We start from the raw sequence: 16,702 nt of genomic DNA, 5'->3' as shown, positions 1-16,702 counted from the left end.
AACGAAGCGGCCGGAATCAGATGGTGTCGTCGTACTGTGACTGGGTGCGGGTCGCAGCACCGAATCCGCTGGGCGGCGGTGTCGGAGCGACAGCGTGTGGGGACTCGATCGTACTTGCGCCTTCGATACGTGTTGCTTCGTCATCTGACACATCACCCCATTCGTCTCTTCTCTTGCGCAACTTACGCTTGTCGTGAATCCGCGCAATCTGCACTGCCATCTCGAAGAGAACCGTCAACGCCAAGGCCAAGGCCAGCATCGAGAACGGGTCCTGCCCCGGAGTTGCGATGGCCGCGAAGACGAACAGCCCGAAGATGAGACCTCGACGCCATGCCTTGAGTCGCTCGTAGGTGAGTACGCCGACAAAATTCAGGGCTACGACCAGCAACGGAATCTCGAAACTGACGCCGAAGATGATGAGGAGGTTGATCAGGAATCCGAAGTACTGATCGCCGCTCAGGGCAGTGATCTGCACGTTGTCACCGATGGAGAGCAGGAAGTGCAGGCCTTTGGCGACCACGAAGTAGGCCAGGACGGCTCCGGCGACGAACAGCGCTGCCGCTGCGGAGACGAACGACACTGCGTGTCGACGTTCGTTGGCGTACAGGCCCGGCGTGATGAACGCCCAGATCTGATACAGCCAGATGGGGCAGGCCAGCACGACACCGGCGGTGAACGCGACCTTGAATCGCAACAGGAACTGATCGAACGGTCCGGTCGCCAGCAGACGACACTGGTCGTCGTTGCTCAGATTCGCGCGAAGGCTGGGATCGAGCGTGCAGTAGGGACCCCGTAGGAGGTCGCCGAGGCTCTCGACGCCGAAGATGGTGTGCGAGTACCAGAAGAACCCGAAAGCAGTCGTCACTGCAACTGCTACCAACGACCACAGGAGCCGGGTTCGCAGCTCGTACAGGTGATCGACCAACGACATGGTGCCGTCGGGATTGACTCGGCGCTTGCTACGCCGCGGATCGAACGGAATGCGCATGGTGTTCTACGGTCAGCCTTCTTCGGTCGGACGGCGGCGGAGGGCCGTCACCGACAGCAGTGAACCTTCGGTGCCACTTGGCACCGAAGGTGTGCTGAGCGGCCGTGCGCTCAGGCAGACTTGGCGTCGTGCTGGGTCTCGCTGTTCGGCTGCACGACGGGCGCAGGCGAGGGCAGCTGTGCGGGAGCGGTCGGCTGCTGTGCCGTCGCAGTGTCGGCGTCCGACTTGCCGTCGTTCTGCATCTCCTTCACCTCGCTCTTGAAGATGCGCAACGACCGGCCGAGTCCGCGAGCAGCCTCGGGCAGCTTCTTGGAACCGAACAGAATGATGACGACCACCGCAACGATGGCCCAGTGCCAGGGACTGGTGAATCCCATGCGAACCTCCTACAGATCAGATGAATCGAGCGTACCCGACCGCGGGTACCGCCTCCGGCAGCGGCGGCCGCGGGTTTGCCCCGCGTTCATGTGGCGACGGTGCCGTCCACGCCGGTGGCGTCGAGCTCGGCGTACGCATCCAGGGCCGAACGCGCTCGGTCGCGGACGGAGTTCACCAAGGATTCAGGTGCCAGTACCGTGACGCCGCCGCCGAAGCCCAACGTCAACCGAGTCATCCACTGCAGCGTCGCGAACCGCATCGTGACCACTATCGACCCGTCCGCATCCGCAGCGACCTGTGTCATCGGGTAGTAGTCCAGGATCCAGGTGAAGGCAGGCGACACCTTCAGCCGCGCCTGCGACAGCGAGGGATCGTCGTTGAAGATCTCGAAGGCGTCCTCGTCCTGCACCGATTCCGGCGGCGCAGCCGGTTCGTCGAGCTCGGTGGCCGAGTCGATGCGGTCGAACCGGAACAGTCGAACTCCCTCGGCGCTTCGGCACCACGCCTGCACGTAGCTGTGGTCGTCGACGACCACCGTCCTGATCGGGTCGACGGTTCGCTCGGTGACCACATCCCGCGACGCGGAGTAGTAGGTCAGTTCCAACGCGTGCCGGTGACGCAGGGCAGATCGGACGGTACTCGAGACCGGGCCCTCCTCTGCACCTGCTCCGTCGTGATCGGACGAAAGTGGCACGTTGGCCGCCGCCGAGCCTGCTGCGGTCTCGATCTTCGCGATCGCTCGCTGAGCGGCGGACGGGTCGACCATGCCGGGCATCGACGTCAGAGATCGAAGCGCAACCAACAGAGCCGTCGCCTCGGTCGACGTCAGGCGTAGCGGTCGATCGATCCCGGCGGAGAACGTCACGTCGATGCTCTCCTCGGAGAACGACAGATCGATCAGATCACCCGGGCCGTAGCCGGGCAGACCGCACATCCAGAGCTGATTGAGATCGGCCATCAGCGTCGCCGTCGACACCCCCAGCTCCCGCGCGGCCTCCTCGGCGCTCAACCCGGGATTCGCCATGAAGAACGGCACCATGTTGAGCAACCTGGCCAGCCGAACCGACAGTCGCGCGCTCATCGCTCGTTCTCCACGTCGGCCGCTGTCTGCAGGGTCGAGATCACGTCTGCGCGCAGCTCGGCGGGTTCGAGTACCACCGCATCCGCTCCGTGACCTGCGATCAACCGCGAGATCCAATCCCAGGACCGCACGGGAACCTCGACGACAGTGCCGCTGCGGGTACCGAGGCTCTGCACGCCGACCACCGTTCCCATCCTGCGCAATTCCAGCGCCCTTCCGTCGTGCAGCCATACCCGGGCCGTGCCCGATACCGAGGACGTACCCGCGACTCGACGGACGATGTCCTGCAGATCGACGCCGTCGGGCCTGCGGACGCTCTGCGGGGTGCCGAACGACTTGACCTCGTCGCCGATTCGGGAGAGGCGAAACGTGCGAGTGTCGTTGCGGTCCACGTCGTGTCCCACCAGATACCAGCGACCGCGAAACGTCACGACACCCCAGGGCTGGACGGTTCTGGTGGTGAACGGCTCGGTCAACGACGGGCGGTGTTGGAACCGCACCGACTTGCCGTCGTCGATCGCGGCCAGCAAAGCACCCAGCGCAGGTTCGGAGCCCCGAGTGCGTGCGGGAACCGCGGTCACCGACGCGGCGGACTCGTTCTGGTCGACCTGAATTCCCGCGGCTCGGAGTTTGAGCAACGCACTCTGTGCCGCGGAGGTGAGCTCGGGCGACTCCCACAGCTTGACGGCGACCGCGACGGCGGCCGATTCCTCGCTGGTGAGGTCGATATCGGGCAGTTCGTAGGCATCGCGGTTGATGCGATAGCCCTCGACGCCACCGAATCTGGTGGCGGTACCGGTCTCCAACGGGACACCGAGGTCACGCAGTTCGTTCTTGTCCCGCTCGAACATTCTGCTGAACGCTTCGTGGCTGGTGGAGTCGTCGTATCCGGCAACGCTCTCGCGGATCCACTCCGCGGTGAGGAACTGACGTGTCGACAGCAGACAGATGACCAGATTCATCAGGCGTTCGACTTTGGTGGTGGCCACGACAGTCGAGCCTAGTTCCTCGTGGGTGGCCGCAGCGGTAACGACCCGACTGCGTCGGGCACTACATCGACGCGATCAGCCTCTCCACTCGCTCGTCGACCGAGCGGAACGGATCCTTGCAGAGCACGGTTCGCTGAGCCTGGTCGTTGAGCTTGAGGTGCACCCAGTCGACCGTGAAGTCGCGACCTGCCTCCTGGGCGGCCGTGATGAATTCTCCGCGCAGCTTGGCTCGGGTGGTCTGGGGCGGCAGGTCCACGGCCTCGTCGATCTGTTCGTCCTCGGTGACGCGCTTGGCCAACCCCTTGCGCTGCAACAGGTCGAACACTCCCCGGCCGCGCTTGATGTCGTGGTAAGCCAGGTCCAGCTGAGCGATCTTGGGATCGGACAGCTCCATCGAGTACCGGTCTTGGTACCGCTGGAACAGCTTGCGCTTGATCACCCAGTCGATCTCGGTGTCCACTTTCGCGAAATCCTGTGTCTCGATGGCGTCGAGCGTTCGTCCCCACAGGTCGACGACCTGTTCCACCTGAGTGTTCGGCTCGCGCGTCTTGAGGTGTTCGACGGCTCGTGCGTAGTACTCGCGCTGAATGTCGAGGGCGCTGGCCTGTCGTCCCCCGGCCAGTCGAACGGGACGCCGTCCGGTGAGATCGTGACTGACCTCGCGGATGGCGCGAATCGGATTGTCCAATGCGAAATCTCGGAAGGACACACCCGCCTCGATCATTTCGAGAACGAGGGCTGCCGTTCCGACCTTGAGCATCGTCGACGTCTCGGCCATGTTCGAGTCGCCCACGATGACGTGCAGGCGGCGGTACTTCTCGGCGTCGGCGTGCGGTTCGTCGCGAGTGTTGATGATCGGCCGGGAACGAGTGGTTGCCGAGGAGACGCCTTCCCAGATGTGCTCGGCGCGCTGCGACAGGCAGAACGTCGCAGCCTTCGGCGTCTGGAGTACCTTGCCTGCGCCACAGATCAACTGGCGCGTGACCAGGAACGGCAGCAGCACGTCCGAGATTCGGGAGAACTCACCGGCACGCTGGACGAGGAAGTTCTCGTGGCAGCCGTAGGAGTTTCCCGCCGAGTCGGTGTTGTTCTTGAACAGATAGATATCGCCCCCGATGCCCTCTTCTGCCAGGCGCTGCTCGGCGTCTATGAGCAGGTCTTCCAAGACCCGCTCGCCGGCGCGGTCATGGGTGACCAACTGCAGCAGACTGTCGCACTCGGCGGTGGCGTACTCGGGGTGCGAGCCCACGTCGAGGTACAGGCGGGCACCGTTGCGAAGGAACACATTCGAGCTGCGACCCCACGAGACGACTCGGCGAAACAGATAGCGAGCCACTTCGTCCGGACTCAGCCGTCGATGTCCGTGGAAAGTACATGTGACACCGAACTCTGTCTCGATGCCCATAATTCGTCGCTGCACACTTCGACACTACAACGCAACCCTCGAAACGATGTGTCGGAGCGCCCCGATGTCGTCCGTCCGTGAAGATGCCGTCGCACGTGCCTAGGCTGGGCGTCATGACTTCCACGCGCACCTCGATCTCGACGACCGTTCACGCGTGGGATCTGTCCCTGGTCGCACGAAGTGCCGCCCTGCGGCAGAGCAGAGCGGACGGCGGCCTGCGCGCACTGAGTAACGCCGCCGACCACGGTCGTCTGTGGCTCGGCGCGGCCGCACTTCTCGTGGCTGCAGGTGGCCCGGCCCGACGCGGCGGCGTTCGGGGTCTCGTGGCGCTGGCGGGTGCGAGCTCGGTGGCGAACGGGCTGCTCAAACCGCTGTTCCCGCGGACTCGTCCCGATTCCGAATCGGTTCCCGTCCTGCGCCAGGTCCTGGCTCCGCCGGTGTCGTCGTCGTTTCCCTCCGGACATTCGGCGTCTGCGGCTGCGTTCGTCACGGCGGTGGCGATCGAATCCCCGGTGGCGGGCGCGCTGCTGGCACCCGTCGCGGCCGCGGTGTGTTACTCCCGGGTCCACGTCGGGGTGCATTGGCCGACGGACGTCATCGCCGGTGCCGCTCTCGGCTCGGCCATCGCATTGTCCACCCGTCGCTGGTGGGCCGTGCGGTCGGCAAAGCCCGCCGATCTGGGCTCCCCGGCCGAGGTCGAGCCACTGCATGGCGGCGAGGGGCTGCTGGTGCTGGTCAATCCGGGTTCGGGCGACGATTCGGAAGCGGTGCCCGATGCGATCCGTCGAGCACTTCCCGACGCCGATCTGTTCGTGCCCGATCCCGATCAGGACTTCAACGAGCAACTGGAGCAGCGGATTCGAAGCACGTCTCCGCGCGCCCTCGGTGTCTGCGGTGGCGACGGCACGGTGGTCAGTGTTGCCGCATCGGCGGTGCGGAACGGCTTGCCGCTCGCAGCATTTCCGGGTGGCACCCTCAACCACTTCGCTCGCGACACCGGGCTGACCGTCGTGGAGGACACTGCTGCTGCCGTCGAAGCGGGCACCGCCGAACTGGTGGACATCGCCGAGGTGTCCGTCGACGGCCGCAGCGTGTCGTTCGTCAACACCGCCACATTCGGTGGCTACCCCGACTCGGTGCGGCTGCGTCAGAAGCTGCAGCGCCGAATCGGCAAATGGCCGGCCGCCGCGATCGCGATGACAAGGGTGCTGGCTGCTGCCGAACCGTTGAACATCCGGCTCGACGGCACCAGGCACTCGGTCTGGATGCTGTTCGTCGGTAACGGCAACTACGTACCGACAGACCAAGTCCCCATGTCTCGCAGCAGCATTCACACCGGAACGCTCGATGTTCGGTTTCTGCCGTCCGAGCCGAAGGCATCCAGGACCAGACTGCTGTGTGCAACGTTGACCGGTACCCTCGGCTCGTCGCCCGCCTACGTCCGTCGAGCGGTGAAGAAGCTGACCGTCGAGGTGGAGGGTGCCGCCGTCGCGCTCGCGGCCGACGGCGAAGTGGTAGGCGACGGAACGTGGTTCGAGTTCACCAGTGACAAGAACGGCCTCGCGCTCTACCGGAAGCGGTAGCGCACGAGGCCGTACAAGTGTGGGGACCGACCGTCAGGAAGGCGGTGCGCCCTCGGTGTCGGGTACCGTCTCGACCGCCGCAGTCGGCGTCGGCAACATGTCCTCCAACGCGGCTCCGGCAATGCGTCTGAACGCTCGTCGCGGCCGCCCCTGGTCCAGCACCGCAACCTCGAGCGCCGACACCTCGAGAACCTTCTTCTCCGGCTCGCCACCCGCCGCAGGCGGTGTCGCCGGACCTGCCGTGAGTGCGTCGACGGCGACACGAACCGCGTCGGCGAGATCGAGCCCGGAGCGGTACGTGTCCTTCAGTGCAGCCACGATCGGCTCGGTGGTCCCGCCCATGACGACGAAATCCTGCTCGTCCACGATGGATCCGTCGTAGGTGATGCGGTAGAGCTGCGTCGCGATCGGCTCGTCCTGATGCGACACCTCCGCGACACAGATCTCGACCTCGTACGGCTTGAGCTGCTCGGTGAAGATCGTGCCGAGTGCCTGCGCATACGTCTTGGCGAGCGAACGGCCGGTCACGTCACGCCGATCGTAGGTGTATCCCTTGATGTCGGCGTGTTGAATACCGGCCTTGCGCAGGTTCTCGAACTCGTTGTACTTGCCCACGGCCGCGAAGCCGATCCGGTCGTAGAGTTCGCTCACCTTGTGCAACGCTGTCGAACGGTTCTCGGCCACGAACAGGACCCCGTCCGCGTACGTCAGCACGATGACGCTGCGGCCGCGGCCGATTCCCTTGCGCGCCAACTCCGAACGATCGCGCATGATCTGTTCGGCAGATGCGTAGTACGGCATCGTCATGGTGCGCTACCCCCTTCGCTCACTTGTTGGCCGGCCCGGGTGTGATGCTCGGCGCCGCCGGAATGCGCTGCACTCTCGGTTCGCTCCGCGAGGACGGACCGAGCTGCAGCCGAAATTCGCTCGTGCGCAACATCGTCCGCCCCGACGCTGGTGATGGCGACGGCCGTCGGGTAGATCCCGCGGGTGACGTCGGGACCACCGGTGGCCGAATCGTCGTCGGCGGCGTCGTACAGCGATTCCACCGCCGCACGTATCGCCTCCTCCTCGGTCATTCCGGGGCGATAGAGCTTCTTGAGCGCGGACTTGGCGAACAGCGATCCCGATCCCACCGCGTGGTAGCCCGAACGCTCCTCGTAGCGCCCACCGACCACGTCGTAGGACACGATCCGTCCGGCTCGATCCGGATCCGAGATGTCGATGTCGAATCCGACCAGCAACGGGACGGCGGCGAGCCCCTGCATCGCGGCACCGAGGTTGCTTCGCACCATCGACGACAGCTTGTTGGCCTTGCCGTTGAACGTGAGCGGCACGCCTTCGATCTTCTCGTAGTGCTCGAGTTCGACGGCGAAGAGCCGTACCAGTTCGATCGCGATGCCTGCCGTCCCGGCGATACCTGCAGCGGAGTAGTCGTCGGTGACGTATACCTTCTGCATGTCGCGATTGGCGATCAAATTGCCTTGTGTGGCACGCCGATCACCGGCGATCAGAACTCCGCCCGCGTAGGTCAGTGCGACGATCGTCGTCCCGTGCGGAGCGATGCCGGACTTGTCCGAGCCGCCGTTCGCGGTGTGAGACGCCAGATCCGCTGCGATACCGCTCTCGGGCAACAGATGAGGGGCGTGCTGGCGCAGGTAATCGGAGAACGACGAGCTGCTCGACCCGAAGGGGATCGCCGTGCCGTCGCCGACCGACCGCGGGTCCGAACGATCCACCGTCACTGGCCGCCCTTCTGAACGTAGGCGCGGACGAAGTCCTCGGCGTTTTCCTCGAGCACGTCGTCGATCTCGTCGAGAAGGTCGTCGGTCTCCTCGGCCAGCTTCTCGCGTCGTTCCTGACCACCGGCTCCGGTGTCGCCGGGAACCTCATCGTCGTCGCCGCCGCCAGAGCGCCGTGTCTGCTCCTGTGCCATAGTCGCCGACCTCCTCCGTATATCGAGAAAACAGATCTACTGCACTCTCACCGGTCGATTCCAGGTGCACCGTCGTGGATGTGCAAGTGCAACCGAACGTTCCGCCGAAAGTGCACGGACCTTTACCCTACCGACAGACCGACTCCGCCGGTTGGCAAGACACCGCGAATAGTCGGCACCGGTTCTCGGGTGCGTCAGTTGGTGAGCTGATCGACGAGTTCTGCGGCGCTGTCGACCGACTCGAGCAGTGCCCCGACGTGCGCTTTGGTGCCTCTGAGCGGCTCGAGGGTCGGGATGCGAACGAGGGAGTCGCCGCCGAGATCGAAGATGACCGAGTCCCAGCTCGCTGCAGCGATGTCGGCCCCGAACTTGCGTAGGCACTCGCCGCGGAAGTACGCCCTCGTATCGTCCGGCGGGGTGCCGACGGCATCGAGTACCTGCTGCTCGGTGACCAGTCGATCCATCGACCCACGAGCAACCAGTCGGTTGTAGAGGCCTTTGTCCAGCCGCACATCGGAGTACTGCAGGTCGACCAGATGCAGCCGCGGAGCCGACCACCCGAGCCCCTCCCGCTGGCGGAACCCTTCGAGCAGGCGCAGTTTCGCCGGCCAGTCCAGCAGATGTGCGCACTCCATCGGATCTCGTTCGAGAAGGTCGAGAACCATGGCCCACTTGTCGAGCACGTCCAGTGCGCGCGCATCGTCGCTGCCCTCGGCAGCCACGAATTTCGCAACGCGCTGGTGGTAGATCCGCTGCAGCGCAAGACCCGTCAGTTCGCGGCCGTCGGCGAGAGCGACGGCCTTGCGCAGCGTCGGATCGTGGCTGATCTGATGGACTGCGGTCACCGGCCTGGCCAGCTGCAGATCGGACAGGTCGACCCCCGCTTCGATGAGGTCGAGCACGAGCGCTGTGGTGCCGACCTTGAGGTAGGTCGACATTTCGGCGAGATTCGCGTCGCCGATGATGCAGTGCAGGCGGCGGTACTTGTCCGCATCCGCGTGCGGTTCGTCGCGCGTGTTGATGATGCCGCGCTTGAGGGTGGTCTCCAGGCCCACCTCCACCTCGATGTAGTCCGCCCGCTGCGAGAGCTGGAAGCCCGCTTCGTCACCGGACTGGCCGATTCCGACGCGTCCCGACCCGGTGATGACCTGCCGCGAGGCGAAGAACGGCGACAGACCGGCGACGACGGCCGAGAACGGTGTCTCGCGCGACATCAGGTAGTTCTCGTGGGTGCCGTACGACGCACCCTTACCGTCGACGTTGTTCTTGTACAGCTGAAGGCGCGGTGCTCCCGGGACGCTCGACGCATGGCGGGCGGCAGCTTCCATCACGCGTTCGCCTGCTTTGTCCCAGATCACTGCATCCAGCGGGTCACGTACCTCCGGAGCCGAGTACTCGGGGTGAGCGTGATCGACGTACAGGCGAGCACCGTTGGTGAGAATCATGTTGGCTGCGCCGATCTCGTCGGCGTCGATCACCGGCGCGGGGCCGCTGAAGCGTCCGAGGTCGAAGCCGCGAGCGTCACGCAGAGGCGACTCGACCTCGTAATCCCAGCGCGTGCGCTTGGCCCGCGGTACCCCTGCAGCGGCCGCGTAGGCCAACACTGCCTGGGTCGACGTCAGGATCGGATTGGCGGTGGGCTCGGTGGGCGAAGAAATGCCGTACTCGACCTCGATACCGATGATGCGCTGCATGAGTCGAGCCTAGACGGCACCTGGACACAGATCGGGGCGCGCCCTGTGCGGACGCGCCCCGATACTGCTCTGTGCAGGATCTACAGGTACTGGCCGGTGTTGGCCTCGGTGTCGATCGCCCGGCTCGCGCTGGCGTTCTTGCCGGTGACCAGCGTGCGGATGTAGACGATCCGCTCGCCCTTCTTGCCGGAGATTCGAGCCCAGTCGTCCGGGTTCGTGGTGTTCGGCAGGTCTTCGTTCTCGGCGAACTCGTCGACGATGGAGTCGAACAGGTGCTGAATTCGTAGACCGCCGTTGCCGGTTTCCAGTACCGATTTGATGGCGTACTTCTTCGCGCGGTCGACGATGTTCTGGATCATGGCACCGGAGTTGAAGTCCTTGAAGTACAGAACTTCCTTGTCTCCGTTGGCATACGTGACCTCGAGGAAGCGGTTGTCGTCGCTTTCGGCGTACATGCGCTCGACGACGCGGTCGATCATCCCTCGGATGCACGCAGCGCGGTCTCCACCGAACTCTGCGACATCGTCGGCGTTGACCGGCAGCGAATCGGTCAGGTACTTGGAGAAGATGTCCTGTGCCGATTCGGCGTCGGGCCGCTCGATCTTGATCTTGACATCCAGGCGACCGGGCCGCAGGATCGCGGGGTCGATCATGTCCTCACGGTTGGAGGCACCGATCACGATGACGTTCTCGAGCCCCTCCACGCCGTCGATCTCGGCGAGCAGCTGCGGAACGACCGTCGTCTCGACGTCGGACGAGACTCCCGAACCACGGGTGCGGAAGATCGAGTCCATCTCGTCGAAGAACACGATGACCGGGGTGCCCTCGGACGCCTTCTCCCGTGCTCGCTGGAAGATCATGCGGATGTGACGTTCGGTCTCGCCGACGAACTTGTTGAGCAGTTCGGGGCCCTTGATGTTGAGGAAGAACGACTTCGCTTCCTTGGCGTCCTGCCCGCGTGCCTCGGCGATCTTCTTGGCCAACGAATTGGCAACAGCCTTGGCGATCAACGTCTTTCCGCAGCCGGGAGGACCGTAGAGCAGAACACCCTTGGGCGGACGCAGCGAGTATTCGCGAAACAGATCCTTGTGCAGGAACGGGAGTTCCACGGCGTCGCGAATCTGCTCGATCTGTCGACCGAGACCACCGATGTCCTCGTACCCGACGTCCGGCACCTCTTCGAGGACCAAGTCCTCCACCTCGGCCTTGGGGACTCGCTCGAAGGCGTAGCCGGCCTTGGTGTCGACGAGCAGGGAATCGCCAGGGCGCAGTTTGCGGGACGGTTCGTCCGGGTCGACGGGACCCTCGTCGTTGACCATGTCGATCAACGGCTTGGCCAGCCACACGACTCGCTCCTCGTCGGCATGACCGACGACGAGCGCCCTCGATCCGTCGCCCAGAAGCTCACGCAGAGTGCTGATCTCGCCGACCTGGTCGAAGGTGCAGGCCTCGACGATGGTCAACGCTTCGTTCAGGCGCACCGTCTGTCCCGGTGCCAGCGAGTCGGCCTCGATGTTGGGTGAGCACGTCAGCCGCATCTTGCGTCCGGAGGTGAACACGTCGACCGTTCCGTCGTCGAAGACGCTCAGCAGAACGCCGTAGCCGCTCGGTGGTTGGCCGAGGCGGTCCACTTCCTCCCGGAGCGCGATGAGCTGTTGCCTGGCCTCTTTCAGGGTGTCCATCAGCTTCGCGTTGCGGAGCGAGAGCGAATCGACGCGACCTTCGAGTTCGCGTACCTGCTCGGGGGACTCCCCCAGTTGACGGCGCAGTGAAGCAGCTTCGGCTCGCACGGCGTCCAGTTCGGCTCTGGCCGCGGCCACATCCGGATTGTCTGTTGAGCTCATGAGCGACTCCTCCCAGTGACGATCTATCAACGCTACCGGCACCGGCCCGAATGTGCGGACCGACACCACGATCGGGACGGAGAAGCAGTGTGTTCGACCGCACCCGAGCGTCGGTCGAGTTCATGTTAGCCTCACCTGACCAAACAGCGGACCGACCACGGAATCAGGGGCTTCACCAGTGAAGATGCGCATTTTCTCGGCAGGTGTCGCGCTCGCGGCAGCAGTGATGTCGGTAGCCGGGTGCAGCTCGGCCGACGAATCCGATCAGACCGATCACAATTCGACGTCGGCCGCCGAGAGCAGCGCCACGGCAACCGATGCACCCGCCGTCGCGCCGCCGACCTCCGGCGAACTCGAAGCATCTCTGTTGCAGCTGGTGGCCCCGGACGTCGACGCGGCGACGAAGGCGGCCGCGGTCGAGAACGGACAGGCACGCTTGACCAACCTCGAAACGATGACCGCGGCCCTGGCGAACTACGGCGCGATCACCTTCGAGGTGGCCGAACCGACGGTCGAGGGCGAGACATCCACCGCCGACGTCGCTATTGCCACTCCTCGGGGAACGGCAGCTCCATCCCCGCAGACCTGGGTGCTGATCGACGGCGACTGGAAGCTTTCCGATGCCAGCACCTGCCAGATCCTCGCGATGGGGCAGGCTCCCTGCGCCTAGACCGAGGTCGGGAATCGCCGGTGGCGGCTCTTGTCGTCAGCCCTTGCCGGATCGACGCTGCGGCTTCGGCGTGACGGTGCCCTCGGCGAGGCGTCGGACACTGACGAGGAATGCAGTGTGCCCCTGCATCCGATGCTCGGGACGAACCGCCAGTCCGACGACGTGCCAACCCCGCACCATCGACTCCCACGAACGGGGTTCGGTCCAGCACTCCTGCGCCCGAAGGGCTTCGACGACCTTGGACAACTGCGTCACCGTGGCGACGTAGACGAGCAGCACGCCGCCCGGAACGAGAGCTTTCGACACGGCGGGCAGTGCGTCCCAGGGCGCGAGCATGTCGAGGACGACCCGATCGACCTGCTCACCGGGACGGTCGACACCGAACTGATCCACGTCGGCCACCGTCAGGTGCCAGTTGGACGGCCGCTCGCCGAAGAAGGTCTCGACGTTCTTGATCGCGTAGTCGGCATGGTCCTGGCGGATCTCGTAGGAGATGACCGTTCCTGCCGTGCCGACCGCACGCAGCAGCGAGCACGTCAGAGCGCCCGATCCGGCACCGGCCTCGAGCACGCGCGCCCCGGGAAACATGTCACCCTCGTGCACGATCTGGGCTGCGTCCTTGGGGTAGATGACCTGCGCGCCACGCGGCATCGACAGCACGTAGTCGGTCAGCAGCGGCCGCAGCGCGAGGTAAGGGGTGCCGTTGACGGACGTGACGACGCTGCCCTCGTCGGCACCGAGAAGTTTGTCGTGGGTGATTCCGCCCCGATGGGTGTGGAACTCCTTGCCCGCCTCGAGAACCACCGTGTAATGGCGGCCCTTCCCGTCGGTCAGCTGGACTCGATCTCCGACGCGGAACGGCCCGCTGCGGGCTGGTCCGGTCGGAACCGGCTCGACCGGGATGCCGTCGTCGGCCGTCGAAGCTTCGTCGAGTTCGATTTCGTCGACACTCGCGGTGACCACTTCGTCCGCACCGATGACCGGGGCATCGACGATCGCGTCGACCTCGGACCCGTCGGTAGACGCGGACGCGGAATCACCGAAGGACACAGCATCACCGGACGGCACAGCGGAACCTGCTTTCGTTGCTCTGTTGGACGCCCGACCTGTTCGGTCCGACACCTGGGACGACTCGACGTGCCAGACTACGGCCTTGACCGAAGATGTCGGACCAACGGCATAGTCTCGCAGTCGTGAGTATTTCCGTGTCGACGCCCATCGACTTGCCTCTACTCGATCTCGGCGACACTGCGCACCCGTCGCCGTCGACGACCGGTTCTCGTAGTACGCCGGCGTTGTCGCCTTCGCGCGCAGGTGATTTCAAGCAGTGCCCACTCCTCTATCGCCTCCGTGCCGTCGACCGAATTCCCGAGGTCTCCACCGAAGCTCAGGTGAAGGGAACTGTGGTGCATGCCGCATTGGAGGCCCTGTACGCGTTGCCAGCACGGGATCGTGTGCCGACCACTGCGCGAGAGCTCGTCGATCCGGCCTGGGAGCGAGTGGTCGCTCGGTCACCCGACATAGAGACTCTGGTCCCGGTGGACGAACGACCGGCGTTTCTCGACCGGGCTCGCGCGCTGGTCGCCGGCTATTACGAGCTCGAAGACCCCACTCGGTTCGAGCCCGAGTCTTGCGAACAGCGAGTGGAGGTCGTGCTCGACGACGGTACGCCGCTGCGCGGATTCATCGATCGGATCGACGTGGCACCGAACGGGATGATCCGCGTCGTCGACTACAAGACGGGCCGGGCTCCACGGGAGTTCACCGAGTCCAAGGCGCTGTTCCAGATGAAGTTCTATGCCCTGATGATCATGCGGATGCGTGGAGTCGTTCCAGCGCAACTGAAGTTGATGTATCTCTCCGACATGCAGGAGCTGACCTACACCCCCGACGAGGGTGAACTGCGAAGGTTCGAGCGCATGCTGTCCGCGATCTGGAAGGCGATTCTGGCGGCGGGTGAGACCGGTGACTTCCGCGCCAAGAAAGGCGCACTGTGCAAGTGGTGCGACCACCAGGCGCTGTGTCCGGAGTTCGGCGGTACTCCCCCGGCTTATCCGGGTTGGCCCACGGCCGCTGCCGAACCGACGGGCGCCGAGCTGTGACGGTTCCGAATGCCTTCTTCGTTCCCGCCGGGGTCGGCAGAGAAGGCCACGAGAGGGTCACCGCCACCGAGCACACCGTCAGCCTGTGGGCACCGACGATGCAGCACGGCGCTCCACCGTCGGCCCTGTTGGTCCGTGCGCTCGAGCGAGTGGACGCCAGGGAGGACACCCGTATCAGTCGCGTGGCCGTCGACATTCTCGGGCCGATTCCTGTCGGGGACATCGAGATCCGGGCATGGACGGAGCGACCCGGTGCCAATATCGAACTCGTCGTCGCGGAGCTCTGGGCGGAAGGCGCCTCGGGAACTGCGCGCGCGGTGGCCCGCGGCAGCGCATGGCGCATGCGCACCGTACCGACCGACGACGTTGCACACTCGGGCGATCCGGTGATGCGACCGGTGAGCGACGGTGTCGACTACGCCTTCGGTGGCACCTGGTCGTCGGGCTATCTCGACGCCGTCGAGTTCAAGATGCTCACCGGGCTCGGTGCGGATGGGCCGGGCGAGATCTGGGCCAGGCCCACACCTGTTCTCGTGCAGGGTGAATCGATGACGCCCCTCGAAAGGCTCTTCTCGATCGCGGACATCGCCAACGGAATCGGAGCGAAACTGCCGATCGACGAGTGGACGTTCTTGAACACCGACCTGACCGTGCACGTGTTCCGCGTGCCGCAGGGCGAATGGATCGGGGTGTCGGCGGAGACCTCCACCGGGCCCGACGGTATCGCCATGTGTGCGGGCACACTCAGCGACGAACTGGGTCCGGTCGGTCGCATCGCTCAGACGGTGTTGGTTCGGCGTCGGAGCTGACGGCCGTATCGGATCTAGAAGGCGCGGCAGGACCTGATGTCGGAGGCGAGGATGGCCTTGGCACCGAGCTCGGCGAGCTGATCCATGACGTTGTTGTGCACCTTACGAGACACCATGGCGCGCACGGCAACCCAGTTGTCGTCGACCATCGGTGCCAAAGTCGGCGACTCGATTCCAGGAGTGATCTTGACTGCTTCGTCGAGGATCGACTTGGGGCAGTCGTAATCGAGCATCAGATACTGCTGCGCGAAGACGACACCCTGTACGCGGGCGATCAGTTGCTTGCGTGCGGAGTCGGTGCCCGGGGTACCTGCTCGTTCGATCAGCACACCCTCCGAATCGCAGAGAGATTCGCCGAAGGCGACGAGGTTGTTCTGACGCAGCGATCGTCCCGACTCCACGACGTCGGCGATCGCGTCGGCGACCCCGAGCTGGATGGAGATCTCGACTGCGCCGTCGAGGCGAATGACGGTTGCCTCGAGTCCTCGGGCGGCCAGATCCTTACGAACCAGGTTGGGATAGGACGTCGCGATGCGCAGTCCGCCCAGGTCCTCGGGTGCCCACTCCTTGCCCGCCGGCGCGGCGTAGCGGAAGGTCGAACGACCGAATCCGAGTGCCAGCCGCTCCTCGACCGCGGCACCGGAATCCAGCGCCAGGTCGCGTCCGGTGATGCCCAGATCCAGCTGGCCGGATCCGACGTAGATTGCGATGTCCTTGGGGCGGAGAAAGAAGAACTCGACGCCGTTGGCCGGATCGAGAACCGTCAGGTCCTTCGAGTCGCTTCGGCGTCGGTAGCCGGCTTCGCTGAGAATCTCGGCGGCGGACTCGGACAGTGCGCCCTTGTTGGGTACGGCTACGCGCAGCATGGAGTTTTCCTTCATCGGTGAATTCGTAGGAGGGGTGCGGATCTTGCCTCACAGATGTCGGTAGACGTCCTCGAGCTCGATGCCTCTGCCCACCATCATCACCTGAACCCAGTACAGAAGCTGCGAGATCTCCTCGGCGAGCGCCTCGTCGCTTTCGTGCTCGGCCGCGATCCACACTTCACCAGCTTCTTCGAGGACCTTCTTGCCCTGGAAATGAACTCCGGCGTCCAACGCTGCGACAGTGCCCGAGCCCTCGGGACGGGTCTTCGCGCGGTCGGTGAGCTCGGCGAACAGGGAATCGAAAGTCTTCACGGCTGCATATTCTTTCACGTCGTCGATCAGGGGTGCGAATCGGTC

17 protein-coding genes are annotated in these 16,702 nt (G+C 64.8%); 4 read left to right on the top strand and 13 right to left on the bottom strand.

All coding sequences use genetic code 11. The features are described from left to right. Nucleotides 1-16 precede the first annotated feature (16 nt). From tatC to pafA, 5 genes are all read right to left on the bottom strand, one after another. Nucleotides 17-988: a twin-arginine translocase subunit TatC gene (tatC, locus tag CH271_RS18345; RefSeq protein ID WP_037189300.1), complete on the bottom strand. Its 972-nt coding sequence runs from the start codon at nucleotides 986-988 to the stop codon at nucleotides 17-19. A 110-nt stretch (nucleotides 989-1,098) separates the two neighbouring features. Beyond that, the gene (gene tatA / locus CH271_RS18340; RefSeq protein WP_037189301.1) at nucleotides 1,099-1,365 is read right to left on the bottom strand and encodes a Sec-independent protein translocase subunit TatA; all 267 of its coding nucleotides are present in this window, start codon (nucleotides 1,363-1,365) and stop codon (nucleotides 1,099-1,101) included. A gap of 86 nt (nucleotides 1,366-1,451) precedes the next feature. After that, nucleotides 1,452-2,447 (bottom strand): helix-turn-helix transcriptional regulator, encoded by a 996-nt coding sequence (locus CH271_RS18335; protein WP_037189302.1) that lies wholly within the window; start codon nucleotides 2,445-2,447, stop codon nucleotides 1,452-1,454. Beyond that, nucleotides 2,444-3,436 carry a helix-turn-helix transcriptional regulator gene (locus CH271_RS18330; RefSeq protein ID WP_037189303.1) on the bottom strand — a complete coding sequence of 331 codons (993 nt, stop codon included), beginning with the start codon at nucleotides 3,434-3,436 and terminating at the stop codon, nucleotides 2,444-2,446. Before CH271_RS18330 ends, CH271_RS18335 begins: the two co-directional genes overlap by 4 nt. Nucleotides 3,437-3,497: 61 nt before the next feature. Further along, complete coding sequence (gene pafA / locus CH271_RS18325) at nucleotides 3,498-4,856, bottom strand: Pup--protein ligase (RefSeq protein ID WP_170944814.1); 1,359 nt, start codon at nucleotides 4,854-4,856, stop codon at nucleotides 3,498-3,500. Nucleotides 4,857-4,954: 98 nt separating this feature from the next. Between pafA and CH271_RS18320 the strand changes: the two genes are divergently transcribed. After that, nucleotides 4,955-6,424 carry a bifunctional phosphatase PAP2/diacylglycerol kinase family protein gene (locus CH271_RS18320; protein WP_094634600.1) on the top strand — a complete coding sequence of 490 codons (1,470 nt, stop codon included), beginning with the start codon at nucleotides 4,955-4,957 and terminating at the stop codon, nucleotides 6,422-6,424. 33 nt (nucleotides 6,425-6,457) lie between these two features. Here CH271_RS18320 and prcA read toward each other — a convergent pair whose 3' ends face one another. The 5 genes from prcA to arc all read right to left on the bottom strand — a co-directional run bounded on the left by prcA (nucleotide 6,458) and on the right by arc (nucleotide 11,898). After that, nucleotides 6,458-7,231 (bottom strand): proteasome subunit alpha, encoded by a 774-nt coding sequence (gene prcA, locus CH271_RS18315; protein WP_094634402.1) that lies wholly within the window; start codon nucleotides 7,229-7,231, stop codon nucleotides 6,458-6,460. After that, nucleotides 7,228-8,169 carry a proteasome subunit beta gene (prcB, locus tag CH271_RS18310; RefSeq protein ID WP_037189305.1) on the bottom strand — a complete coding sequence of 314 codons (942 nt, stop codon included), beginning with the start codon at nucleotides 8,167-8,169 and terminating at the stop codon, nucleotides 7,228-7,230. Before prcB ends, prcA begins: the two co-directional genes overlap by 4 nt. Further along, on the bottom strand, nucleotides 8,166-8,360 hold the full coding sequence (locus CH271_RS18305) for a ubiquitin-like protein Pup (protein ID WP_008716348.1): 195 nt from the start codon (nucleotides 8,358-8,360) through the stop codon (nucleotides 8,166-8,168). The genes prcB and CH271_RS18305 overlap by 4 nt, the downstream gene beginning before the upstream one ends. 194 nt (nucleotides 8,361-8,554) lie before the next feature. Next, a complete protein-coding gene (dop, locus tag CH271_RS18300) occupies nucleotides 8,555-10,054 on the bottom strand; it encodes a depupylase/deamidase Dop (protein ID WP_037189306.1) in 1,500 nt (499 codons plus the stop codon). A gap of 80 nt (nucleotides 10,055-10,134) precedes the next feature. Continuing rightward, a complete protein-coding gene (gene arc, locus CH271_RS18295) occupies nucleotides 10,135-11,898 on the bottom strand; it encodes a proteasome ATPase (RefSeq protein WP_037190008.1) in 1,764 nt (587 codons plus the stop codon). A gap of 184 nt (nucleotides 11,899-12,082) precedes the next feature. Here arc and CH271_RS18290 point away from each other — a divergent pair, with 184 nt between their 5' ends. Further along, entirely contained in the window at nucleotides 12,083-12,568 is a 486-nt protein-coding gene (locus CH271_RS18290) for a hypothetical protein (protein WP_256986465.1), read from the top strand. Nucleotides 12,569-12,604: 36 nt separating this feature from the next. Here CH271_RS18290 and CH271_RS18285 read toward each other — a convergent pair whose 3' ends face one another. Further along, on the bottom strand, nucleotides 12,605-13,471 hold the full coding sequence (locus CH271_RS18285; protein ID WP_052047554.1) for a tRNA (adenine-N1)-methyltransferase: 867 nt from the start codon (nucleotides 13,469-13,471) through the stop codon (nucleotides 12,605-12,607). 320 nt (nucleotides 13,472-13,791) lie between these two features. On the opposite strand from CH271_RS18285, the gene CH271_RS18280 reads away from it, so the two are divergent. Together CH271_RS18280 and CH271_RS18275 are read left to right on the top strand one after the other, a co-directional pair. After that, entirely contained in the window at nucleotides 13,792-14,670 is an 879-nt protein-coding gene (locus tag CH271_RS18280) for a RecB family exonuclease (protein ID WP_373453583.1), read from the top strand. Continuing rightward, complete coding sequence (locus tag CH271_RS18275) at nucleotides 14,667-15,479, top strand: thioesterase family protein (RefSeq protein WP_037189307.1); 813 nt, start codon at nucleotides 14,667-14,669, stop codon at nucleotides 15,477-15,479. Before CH271_RS18280 ends, CH271_RS18275 begins: the two co-directional genes overlap by 4 nt. A gap of 14 nt (nucleotides 15,480-15,493) precedes the next feature. Here the strand turns inward: CH271_RS18275 and hisG are convergent, their stop codons facing one another. Then, nucleotides 15,494-16,345 (bottom strand): ATP phosphoribosyltransferase, encoded by an 852-nt coding sequence (gene hisG, locus CH271_RS18270; protein ID WP_037190018.1) that lies wholly within the window; start codon nucleotides 16,343-16,345, stop codon nucleotides 15,494-15,496. Nucleotides 16,346-16,393: 48 nt separating this feature from the next. Next, nucleotides 16,394-16,657 (bottom strand): phosphoribosyl-ATP diphosphatase, encoded by a 264-nt coding sequence (locus CH271_RS18265; protein WP_032378490.1) that lies wholly within the window; start codon nucleotides 16,655-16,657, stop codon nucleotides 16,394-16,396. Nucleotides 16,658-16,702 lie beyond the last annotated feature (45 nt).

This window comes from Rhodococcus sp. 05-340-2, assembly GCF_002258915.1.
GTDB lineage: Bacteria > Actinomycetota > Actinomycetes > Mycobacteriales > Mycobacteriaceae > Rhodococcoides.
The sequence above is the reverse complement of the archived record's forward strand: the minus strand, read 5'-3'. Positions and strand labels throughout refer to the sequence as shown.

Bases quoted from the DNA above. Each gene is read 5' to 3' on its own strand.
- hisG (WP_037190018.1), bottom strand. From the start codon at position 16,345: ATGCTGCGCGTAGCCGTACCCAACAAGGGCGCACTGTCCGAGTCCGCC.
- CH271_RS18305 (WP_008716348.1), bottom strand. From the start codon at position 8,360: ATGGCACAGGAGCAGACACGGCGCTCTGGCGGCGGCGACGACGATGAG.
- CH271_RS18290 (WP_256986465.1), top strand. From the start codon at position 12,083: ATGCGCATTTTCTCGGCAGGTGTCGCGCTCGCGGCAGCAGTGATGTCG.
- dop (WP_037189306.1), bottom strand. From the start codon at position 10,054: ATGCAGCGCATCATCGGTATCGAGGTCGAGTACGGCATTTCTTCGCCC.
- CH271_RS18335 (WP_037189302.1), bottom strand. From the start codon at position 2,447: ATGAGCGCGCGACTGTCGGTTCGGCTGGCCAGGTTGCTCAACATGGTG.
- tatA (WP_037189301.1), bottom strand. From the start codon at position 1,365: ATGGGATTCACCAGTCCCTGGCACTGGGCCATCGTTGCGGTGGTCGTC.
- tatC (WP_037189300.1), bottom strand. From the start codon at position 988: ATGCGCATTCCGTTCGATCCGCGGCGTAGCAAGCGCCGAGTCAATCCC.
- CH271_RS18320 (WP_094634600.1), top strand. From the start codon at position 4,955: ATGACTTCCACGCGCACCTCGATCTCGACGACCGTTCACGCGTGGGAT.
- prcA (WP_094634402.1), bottom strand. From the start codon at position 7,231: ATGACGATGCCGTACTACGCATCTGCCGAACAGATCATGCGCGATCGT.
- arc (WP_037190008.1), bottom strand. From the start codon at position 11,898: ATGAGCTCAACAGACAATCCGGATGTGGCCGCGGCCAGAGCCGAACTG.